We start from the raw sequence: 9,872 nt of genomic DNA, 5'->3' as shown, positions 1-9,872 counted from the left end.
GTTCTGTCCGCTGCACCGTCAGCGGCCGGCTCGGTCCGCTGCACCGCCCGAGGGCGCCGGACACCGTCCCGTGCGCGCGCCCGTCCCCTCTCCGCCCGTCGCGCCCGTCGCGCCCGTCCGTCCTCAGATCTCTCCGAGCGTGACCTCGGCAGTCGCTCGCTTCCCCGCGCGCTCGTACGTCACCGTCACTTTCTCGCCCGGCCTCCTGGGCGCCAGCGCCCCCGCCAGCGAGGTGATCGTCGTGATCTCGTCATCGCCGATCCTGACGATGATGTCGCCCGATCTGATGCCCGCCCGGTCCGCGGCGCCGCCCTTCGTCACCTCGACCACGGCGACACCCGTCGGCCGGTAGTCGTCGGTGAGGACGGTCCGGCCCGTGATGTCGAGCGCGGACCGCCCCGAGTCGGTGACCCTGCCGTGCTCGATGATCTGGTCGGCGACCGTGCGCACCAGCGAGGCCGGGATGGCGAAGCCGATCCCCGGCGCCGCACCGCCCCCCAGGGCCGGGTCGGTCGCGGCCAGGGTCGGGATCCCGATCACCTCGCTGTCCAGATTGACCAGCGCGCCCCCGCTGTTGCCGGGGTTGATCGCGGCGGAAGTCTGCACCATGTTGCCGATCGTGGCGCCGGTGCCGTCGCCCTGCTCGCTCTCGCTCACCGTACGGCCGACTCCGGAGACGATGCCCTGGGTGACGCTGCTGGAGAGGCCGAGCGGGGAACCCATCGCCAGCACGATATGGCCCACCTCGACCGCGGCCGAGTCGCCGAACTTCGCGGGCACCAGCCGCGCCGGGAGGCTGTCCAGTTTGATGACGGCCAGGTCCTGCTCCGGATACGTGCCGACCAGTCCGGCGGCGACGGCCTGCTTGCCGGTGGCGACGGTGACCTTGAAGTCCTTCTCGCCGCCGACCACATGGGCGTTGGTGACGATGTGCCCCTTGGCGTCGTAGACGATCCCGGAGGCCAGGCCGTCGCCGGACTCGATCTGGACGACCGACGGCAGCACGTTCTTGATCACGGTCCGGTAGGCGGACTCGAGGTCCCTCTCGGTGTTGGGGGGCCTGACGGCCGGGGCCGCGGCCTGAGTCGTGGCCTCGGGCTCCGCGGGCGGGCGGCCACCGGAACATCCGCCTGCCGCAGCGACCGCACAGATCACGGCCAGCCAGGCCATGAGCGGGCCCGCGCGAGTGCGGCAAAGGGATCCGTCCATGGTCGGAGTGTCCCTTTCGGGGCAGTCTCGCGGCCTGTTATGAACCCCCGATCAGGGTGACGCGTCATGGCGCCGGGAACGACGCAGGCCCTTGGGGCCGACCCGAACGGGTGAAGGTCGCGCCGGACGAGTACGGGCCCAGGTCGCCGGGACAGGTCCTATGGCCCGTCTGGCGGATCTTGCTGGGCTCGATCCACTGGACGGGCCACAGGGAATGTGTTCAAAGCAGCGTCGTCCGCCCGCGGGGCAGACGGGACTCTTGAGACACGACCTAGCCCCGCACCCCGCACAAGTGCAGCAGCGCCGCGACCGACCGGTACGGATCCGTCCGCCCCGCCCGGTCCTCCGCCGCCAGCAGCCGCTCCAGCTCCTCGGCCGACGGCAGCTCCGCCTCGTTCGCGACGCCGTCCGTGAAGGCCCGTACGCCGTACCACGCGTGCAGCGGCGCCGCGATCCCCGCGAGGGTCGCCGTGAGCGCCGCGAGGCGGTCGGCGCGGACCGGGAGCCCGAGCCGGTTGGTGTACGCGTCCGTGTCGAAGGCGGTCAGCGCCGTCTGCCAGTCACCGGCGAGACCGGGCCGCATGGCCAGCGCGTCCGCGTTCCGTACGAGCAGGGACAGCAGGCCGCCGGGCGCCAGCATCCGCGCCAGGCCCGCGAGCATCGCGTCGCGCTCCTCGACGTACATCAGCACGCCGTGGCACAGCACCACATCGAACGAACCGGGCAGGAAGTGCACCCCGGTGTCCAGGCCGTCGCCCTCGATCATCCGGAAGCGCTCGCGGATGCCCTCGGGCTCGGTCGCCAGCGTCTCGCGGGCCACCTTCAGCATCTCGGCGTCGGACTCCAGACCGGTCACCGAGTGCCCGGCCCGCGCCAGACGCAGCGCCTGGGTCCCCTGACCCATGCCGACGTCGAGGATCCGCAACCGCTGCCCGACCGGGAAACGTCCTGCTATCTGCTCGTCGAGCTGGCGCGCGACGAGCTCCTGTCGGACGGTGTTGCGCAGCCCGCCCAGGCCCTTGAGCCAGGCCGCCGCGCCGCCACCGAAACCGGAGACGTCCGCGCTCAGGGCCGCTCTCCGCGCTTGACCTGGGGCTTGGGCAGCCGCAGCCGGCGCATCTGGAGCGTGCGCATCAGGCCGTAGGCCACGGCGCCGCGCTTCGGCTCGTTCGGGAACCGCTCGTTCAGCTGCTTCTTCAGGCGCAGCCAGATGCCGATCGAGTCGATGACGATCATCACGATGACACCGAGCCACAGCAGCAGGGCGATGTTCTGCAGCTGGGGCACGCGGATCATGGTGAGCACCAGGATCACCACGGCGAGCGGCAGGAAGAACTCCGCGATGCAGAAGCGCGAGTCGACGAAGTCGCGCACGAAACGGCGCACCGGACCCTTGTCACGGGCCGGGAGATAGCGCTCGTCGCCGCCGGCCAGCGCCTCGCGCTGCTTGGCCAGGTCGGCTCGGCGTGCCTCGCGCTGGCGACGCATGCCCTCCTTGCGGTCGGCCGGAGCTGTCTGCGCACGACGGCGCTGGGTCTGGGCCTCACTCCGCTTCGGGGTCGGGCGGCCCTTGGGGGCCTCGGGATCGCGGGGCTGCTTGGAAAGGTCCGCCGTCACCTTGCCGGTGGGGGCCTTCTCTGCGTTGGAACGGCTACGGAACACAAAACCCAAGGGTACGGGGTGCCGCGCAGGGACCCCAGCCCCCGGGGGAACGATCCGGCAACGGCGAGCGTCTGTACGGGGCAGAAGCAGGCAGAGCAGCGGAAGAACAGACGCCGAACAGGCACAGAACAGGTCGCAGAACAGACCAGAACAGACCCAGAACAGACTCAGAACAGACGCAGACCGGGACAGTCGACGATTTCCCCTGAAGGTCACCTACTCCTTGCGCCGGATCCGAGCCGTGGACAGGTCGTTCTTGGGGATGAGCGCATCCGCGCTCGAACAGTGCGGTAATGGATGCAGGGCCCGTACTGTGGGTTCTGGAGTAGCTGGAGCCACGTCCGTCAGAAGGGGGCGCGCGAAGCCCATGAGCGGTGTCATGAAGCGTATGGGGATGATCTTCCGCGCGAAGGCAAACAAGGCCCTTGACCGGGCCGAGGATCCGCGCGAGACCCTCGATTATTCGTATCAGAAGCAGTTGGAGCTGCTGCAGAAGGTGCGCCGTGGCGTCGCCGATGTGGCGACCTCCCGCAAGCGGCTGGAGCTGCAGCTGAACCAGCTCCAGGGTCAGTCCTCGAAGCTGGAGGACCAGGGCCGCAAGGCGCTGGCGCTCGGCCGCGAGGACCTGGCGCGTGAGGCGCTGTCCCGCCGCGCCGCGCTCCAGCAGCAGGTCACCGACCTGGAGACGCAGCACCAGACGCTGCAGGGCGAGGAGGAGAAGCTCACGCTCGCCGCCCAGCGGCTGCAGGCCAAGGTCGACGCCTTCCGTACGAAGAAGGAGACCATCAAGGCCACGTACACGGCGGCGCAGGCGCAGACCCGGATCGGTGAGGCCTTCTCGGGCATCTCCGAGGAGATGGGCGACGTCGGCCTGGCGATCCAGCGCGCCGAGGACAAGACGGCGCAGCTCCAGGCCCGCGCCGGCGCGATCGACGAACTGCTCGCCTCCGGTGCCCTGGACGACCCGACCGGGATGGCGAAGGACGACATCGCGGCCGAGCTGGACCGGATCTCCGGCGGCACGGACGTCGAGCTCGAGCTGCAGCGCATGAAGGCCGAGCTGGCGGGCGGCAGCACCCCGCAGCAGGCCATCGAGGGCGGCAACGGCTCGGCGCAGGACCAGGCTCAGACCCAGCACAAGTTCGACAAGCAGTAGGGACGGCGCGTCATGATCGTACGGATCATGGGGGAGGGCCAGTGGACCGTGGCGGACAGCCATTTCGTCGAGCTGAACAAGCTGGACGACGAGCTGCTCGCCGAGATGGAGTCGGGTGACAAGGACGGCTTCCGCCGTACCCTCTGCGCCCTGCTCGACGCGGTCCGCCGGTTCGGCGCACCGCTTGCGGACGACGCCCTGGAGCCGTCCGAGCTGATCCTGCCCTCCCCGGACGCGTCGCTCGACGAGGTCCGGGAGATGCTCAGCGACGACGGCCTCATCCCGGGCTGACGCCCGGACCCCAGCACCCAGCACCCGCACCACGGCCCGCGCCCGGACACCCTCCGGCCGCGGGCCGTCGCAGGCTCGGTACCGGGCGCGCACATCAAGCCCGTCCGGCGGTCCTGCACGCCGCGGGGCGCACGGCGAGTTCGAGGACGGACGCTCCGGCTCACCCGGCGGTACCGGACAGGCCCTCGGGCCCGCCGGAAGGGCATACCGGCGGTCCGGGGGCGCAGCCCCCGGTCGTGCACCCCGTACCGTTGCTTGTCGTGACCGCACCTCTGACCGGCAGCACCAGGCTCGCGCGGACCCGTGACTGGCTGCGCGCGCATCCGCTCGCGCTGGACGCCGCCATCGCGTCCGCCGTACTCGTCTGCATGGTCATCGCGTCGTTCGCCGAACCGCACGGGCCGCACGGACCGACCTTCGGCACCCGTACCCCCGAGCCGCGCAGTGTGCTGCTGATGCTGTTCGCGGCGGGCACCCTGGTGTTCCGGCGGAGCCGGCCGATGGTCGTGCTGGCCGTCACCGGGTCGGTGTCCGTCGTGGAGCTCGTCACGGGTGATCCGCCCGCACCCGTCGTGATGTCCGCCGTGATCGCCCTCTACACGGTCGCGTCCCGCACCGACCGCCCCACCACCTGGCGGCTCGGCCTGCTGATGATGACCGTGCTGACCGGGTCCGCGATGCTCTTCGGTTCGGCTCCCTGGTACAGCCAGGAGAACCTCGCAGTGTTCGCCTGGACCGGAATGGCGGCCGCCGCGGGTGATGCCGTGCGCAGCCGGCGCGCGTTCATCGACGCCATCCGGGAGCGCGCCGAACGGGCCGAGCGGACCCGGGACGAGGAGGCCCGCCGCCGGGTCGCCGAGGAGCGGCTGCGGATCGCCCGCGACCTTCACGACGTGGTCGCCCATCACATCGCCCTCGTCAATGTGCAGGCCGGAGTCGCCGCCCACGTCATGGACAAGCGCCCCGACCAGGCCAAGGAGGCGCTCGCCCACGTACGCGAGGCGAGCCGCTCGGCGCTGAACGAGCTGCGCGCCACCGTCGGTCTGCTGCGGCAGTCCGGTGACCCGGAGGCGCCCACCGAGCCGGCCCCCGGCCTCGCCGTGGTCGACGAGCTGCTGAACACCTTCCGCAATGCCGGGCTGCCGGTCGAGCTGGCTCGCACCGATCACGGCACCGAGCTCCCCGCCGCCGTCGACCTCGCGGCGTACCGGATCATCCAGGAGGCGCTGACCAATGTGCAGAAGCACGCGGGCGACGATGCCAAGGCCGAGGTGAGCGTCGTACGCGTGGGCCGGCGGGTGGAGGTCACGGTCCTCGACAGCGGCGTGCCGGACACCCCCGGAAGCAAGGACACCCCCGGAAGCACGGGCAGCGGTATCGGCAACGGCGGCCACGGGCTCATAGGCATGCGCGAACGTGTCACGGCGCTCGGCGGCACACTCACCGCGGGCCCCCGCTACGGAGGCGGCTTCCGTGTGCAGGCGATACTGCCGGTCAACGCCCACGCGGAGGGGGAGACATGACGATCAGGGTGCTGCTCGCCGATGACCAGGCACTGCTGCGCAGCGCGTTCAAGGTGCTGGTGAACTCCGAGCCGGACATGGAGGTCGTGGGGGAGGCGGCCGACGGCGCGGAGGCCGTGGAGCTGGCCCGCTCGACACAGGCGGACGTCGTCCTCATGGACATCCGCATGCCCGGTACGGACGGACTCGCCGCCACCCGGATGATCAGCGCCGACCCCGGGCTCGCCGCCGTGCGCGTCGTGATGCTCACCACCTTCGAGGTGGACGAGTACGTCGTGCAGTCGCTGCGCGCCGGGGCGTCCGGCTTCCTCGGCAAGGGGGCGGAACCGGACGAACTGCTCAACGCCATCCGTATCGCTGCGGCCGGTGAGGCGCTGCTCTCGCCCGTCGCGACCAAGGGTCTCATCGCCAAGTTCCTCGCCCAGGGCGGCAGTTCGGAGAGCGGCCAGGAGTCGGAGGCGTACTCGGAACGGCTCGCCGCCCTCACCGTCCGCGAGCGCGAGGTGCTCGTCCTCGTCGCCGGCGGGCACTCCAATGACGAGATCGCGGAGCGGCTGGAGGTCAGCCCGCTCACCGTCAAGACCCATGTGAACCGGGCGATGGCGAAGCTCGGCGCCCGGGACCGTGCTCAATTGGTTGTTATTGCGTACGAATCGGGCCTGGTACGTCCAAGGGTGGAGTGAGTCTCCACCCCGGCGTACTCCAGGCGCGGTATGCGGGGGATAAGGATCGGGACCTGGGGCCTAGGGATCCGCCCTCTCGAATGGCCGATCGTATAGATGGGGCATCTGACCCTGCCCTCCTCCTGCGTAAGCCACAGAAGAGAGACCCCATGTCCTGGCTGTCCAGATTCAGCCTCGCGCAAAGGGCCCTGATAGGGCTGATGTCGATCGTCGCGATCGTCTTCGGAGCGATCGCCATCCCGCAGCTCAAGCAGCAGCTGCTGCCCTCCATCGAACTGCCGATGGTGTCGGTGCTGGCCCCCTACCAGGGTGCGTCCCCCGATGTGGTCGAGAAGCAGGTCGTCGAACCGCTCGAGAACACCATCAAGGCCGTCGACGGCATCAAGGGCGTCACCTCCACGGCAAGCGAGGGCAACGCCGTGATCATGGCCACGTTCGACTACGGGGACGAGGGCACCAAGCAGCTCGTCGCCGACGTCCAGCAGGCCGTCAACCGCGCCCGCGTCCAGCTCCCCGACGACGTCGACCCGCAGGTGGTCGCCGGCTCCACCGACGACATCCCGACCGTCGTCCTCGCCGTCAGCGCCGACAAGGACCAGCAGGCCCTCGCCGACCAGCTGGAGCGGACCGTCGTCCCGGCCCTCGAGGACATCGAGGGCGTCGGCCAGGTCACCGTCGACGGCGTCCAGGACCTCCAGGTCTCCGTCACCCCGGACGACAAGAAGCTCGCCGCGGCCGGGCTGAACACCATGGCCCTGTCCGAGGCGCTCAAGGCGGGCGGCGCGACGATCCCCGCGGGCTCCTTCTCCGAGGCGGGCAACAGCCGCACCGTCCAGGTCGGCGGCGGCTTCACCTCGCTGAAGCAGATCGAGGACCTGCGGATCGCGCCCCAGCAGCAGGCGGGCCGGCCGGAGGGCGAGAGCGGCAAGCCCGTCCGCCTCGGCGACATCGCCACCGTGAAGCAGGAGGAGTCGCAGCGCGTCTCCATCACCCGCACGAACGGCAAGCCCAGCCTCGCCGTCATGGCCACGATGGACAAGGACGGCAGCGCCGTCGCCATCTCCGACGCGGTCAAGGAGAAGCTGCCCGAGCTCCGCAAGGACCTCGGCTCCGGCGCCGAGCTGTCCGTCGTCTCCGACCAGGGCCCGGCCGTCTCCAAGTCGATCTCCGGCCTGACGACGGAGGGCGCGCTCGGTCTGCTCTTCGCCGTCATCGTCATCCTGGTCTTCCTGGCCTCGATGCGCTCCACGCTCGTCACCGCGGTCTCCATCCCGCTGTCCGTCGTGCTCGCGCTGATCGTGCTGTGGACCCGCGACCTGTCGCTCAACATGCTGACGCTCGGCGCGCTGACCATCGCGATCGGCCGGGTGGTCGACGACTCGATCGTGGTCCTGGAGAACATCAAGCGACACCTCGGCTACGGCGAGGAGCGCCAGGCCGCGATCCTCAACGCCGTACGCGAAGTGGCGGGCGCCGTCACCTCCTCGACGCTGACCACCGTCGCCGTCTTCCTGCCGATCGGTCTCGTCGGCGGCATGGTCGGCGAGCTGTTCGGCTCGTTCTCGCTGACGATCACCGCGGCGCTGCTGGCCTCGCTCCTCGTCTCCCTCACGGTCGTCCCCGTCCTGTCGTACTGGTTCCTGCGCGCCCCCAAGGCCGTACGGGGCATCGACCCGGACGAGGCGCGCCGCAAGGCGGAGGAGAAGGAAGCACGCAGTCGGCTGCAGCGGATGTACGTCCCGGTGCTGCGCTTCGCGACCCGCCGCCGTATCACCAGCATCGTGCTCGCGATCGTCGTGCTCTTCGGCACCTTCGGCATGGCCCCGCTCCTGAAGACGAACTTCTTCGACCAGGGCGAGCAGGAGGTCATGTCCGTCAAGCAGGAGCTGAAGCCGGGCACCAGCCTGGAAGCGGCCGACGCCTCCGCGAAGAAGATCGAGAAGGTCCTCGACGGGATCGACGAGATCAAGGACTACCAGGTCACCGTCGGCTCCTCCGGCTTCATGGCGGCCTTCGGCGGCGGCACCGGCGCCAACCAGGCCTCGTACCAGCTGACCCTCAAGGACTCGGCGTCGTACGAGAAGGTGCGCGACCACATCGACGAGGAGCTGGGCAAGCTCGACGGCATCGGCGACACGACGATCGCGGCGGGCGACGGCTTCGGCAACCAGGACCTCAGCGTCGTGGTGAAGGCCGCCGACGCGGACACCCTGCGCACGGCGTCCGAGCAGGTGCGGGACGAGGTCGCGAAGCTCGACGACGTCACCGACGTCCAGAGCGACCTGTCCCAGTCCGTGCCGCGGATCTCCGTCAAGGGCAACGCGAAGGCGGCGGAGGCGGGCTTCAACGACACCACGCTCGGCCTCGCCGTCGCCCAGGCGGTGCGCGGTACGCCGGCGGCCAAGGCGATCCTCGGCGACTCCGAGCGCGATGTCGTCATCACCTCGGCCAAGCCGGCGAAGACGATGGCCGAGCTGAAGAAGCTGCCTCTGGGACCGGTGAAGCTCGGCGACATCGCCGACGTGAAGCTGGTGCCCGGTCCGGTCACGATGACCCGGATCGACGGCGCGCGCGCCGCGACGATCTCGGCGAAGCCGACCAGCGACAACACCGGCGCGGTGAGCTCGGCGCTGCAGTCGAAGATCAATGCGCTGGACCTGCCCGAGGGTGCGACCGCGTCGATCGGCGGCGTCGGGCAGGATCAGTCGGAGGCCTTCGGCTCGCTGGGCCTGGCGATGCTCGCGGCGATCGCGATCGTCTTCATGCTGCTCGTCGCCACGTTCAAGTCGCTGGTCCAGCCGCTCATCCTGCTCGTCTCCATTCCCTTCGCCGCGACGGGCGCGATCGGTCTGCTGGTGGCCACCGGCACGCCGCTGGGTGTCCCCTCGATGATCGGCATGCTGATGCTGATCGGCATCGTGGTCACCAACGCGATCGTGCTGATCGACCTCATCAACCAGTACCGGGCCCAGGGCCTGGGCGTGGTCGAGGCGGTCATCGAGGGCGGCCGCCACCGTCTGCGCCCGATCCTGATGACGGCTCTGGCGACGATCTTCGCGCTGCTGCCGATGGCGGCGGGCGTCACCGGCGAGGGCGGCTTCATCGGCCAGCCGCTGGCGATCGTGGTGATCGGCGGTCTGTTCAGCTCGACCCTGCTCACGCTTCTGCTGGTCCCGACGCTCTACGCGATGATCGAACTCCGCAAGGAGCGTCGCGCGAAGAAGAAGGCGGCGAAGCGGGCGAAGAAGGCGGGGGCCACCCCGTCGGCCCCCGCGCCGTCGGACGACCCCGACCCCCAGCCGGTCAACGCGTAACGCCTCCGGCGCGCCGCCCGGTACCGATCACCTG

Annotated in this window: 8 protein-coding genes; 5 read left to right on the top strand and 3 right to left on the bottom strand. The window is 70.3% G+C overall.

All coding sequences use genetic code 11. From position 1 onward, the window contains the following. Nucleotides 1-123 precede the first annotated feature (123 nt). From ACWGI8_RS31470 to ACWGI8_RS31460, 3 genes are all read right to left on the bottom strand, one after another. On the bottom strand, nucleotides 124-1,209 hold the full coding sequence (locus ACWGI8_RS31470) for a S1C family serine protease (RefSeq protein ID WP_453666092.1): 1,086 nt from the start codon (nucleotides 1,207-1,209) through the stop codon (nucleotides 124-126). Nucleotides 1,210-1,480: 271 nt separating this feature from the next. After that, nucleotides 1,481-2,224: a class I SAM-dependent methyltransferase gene (locus ACWGI8_RS31465; protein ID WP_453666094.1), complete on the bottom strand. Its 744-nt coding sequence runs from the start codon at nucleotides 2,222-2,224 to the stop codon at nucleotides 1,481-1,483. Nucleotides 2,225-2,274: 50 nt separating this feature from the next. Then, the gene (locus ACWGI8_RS31460; protein WP_453666090.1) at nucleotides 2,275-2,871 is read right to left on the bottom strand and encodes a DUF3043 domain-containing protein; all 597 of its coding nucleotides are present in this window, start codon (nucleotides 2,869-2,871) and stop codon (nucleotides 2,275-2,277) included. A 379-nt stretch (nucleotides 2,872-3,250) separates the two neighbouring features. Between ACWGI8_RS31460 and ACWGI8_RS31455 the strand changes: the two genes are divergently transcribed. The 5 genes from ACWGI8_RS31455 to ACWGI8_RS31435 all read left to right on the top strand — a co-directional run bounded on the left by ACWGI8_RS31455 (nucleotide 3,251) and on the right by ACWGI8_RS31435 (nucleotide 9,838). Beyond that, nucleotides 3,251-4,027, top strand: a complete 777-nt coding sequence (locus ACWGI8_RS31455; RefSeq protein WP_453666088.1) for a PspA/IM30 family protein — start codon at nucleotides 3,251-3,253, stop codon at nucleotides 4,025-4,027. Between the two features lie 12 nt (nucleotides 4,028-4,039). Then, nucleotides 4,040-4,318, top strand: a complete 279-nt coding sequence (gene pspAA / locus ACWGI8_RS31450; protein ID WP_453666087.1) for a PspA-associated protein PspAA — start codon at nucleotides 4,040-4,042, stop codon at nucleotides 4,316-4,318. Between the two features lie 260 nt (nucleotides 4,319-4,578). After that, nucleotides 4,579-5,841: a sensor histidine kinase gene (locus tag ACWGI8_RS31445; RefSeq protein ID WP_453666085.1), complete on the top strand. Its 1,263-nt coding sequence runs from the start codon at nucleotides 4,579-4,581 to the stop codon at nucleotides 5,839-5,841. After that, entirely contained in the window at nucleotides 5,838-6,524 is a 687-nt protein-coding gene (locus tag ACWGI8_RS31440; protein ID WP_453666083.1) for a response regulator, read from the top strand. The genes ACWGI8_RS31445 and ACWGI8_RS31440 overlap by 4 nt, the downstream gene beginning before the upstream one ends. Nucleotides 6,525-6,673: 149 nt before the next feature. Then, on the top strand, nucleotides 6,674-9,838 hold the full coding sequence (locus tag ACWGI8_RS31435) for an efflux RND transporter permease subunit (RefSeq protein ID WP_453666081.1): 3,165 nt from the start codon (nucleotides 6,674-6,676) through the stop codon (nucleotides 9,836-9,838). Nucleotides 9,839-9,872 lie beyond the last annotated feature (34 nt).

This window comes from Streptomyces sp. NPDC054841, from assembly GCF_053611045.1.
Note: the sequence above shows the minus strand (reverse complement) of the source record. Positions and strands in the feature narration are given on the sequence as shown.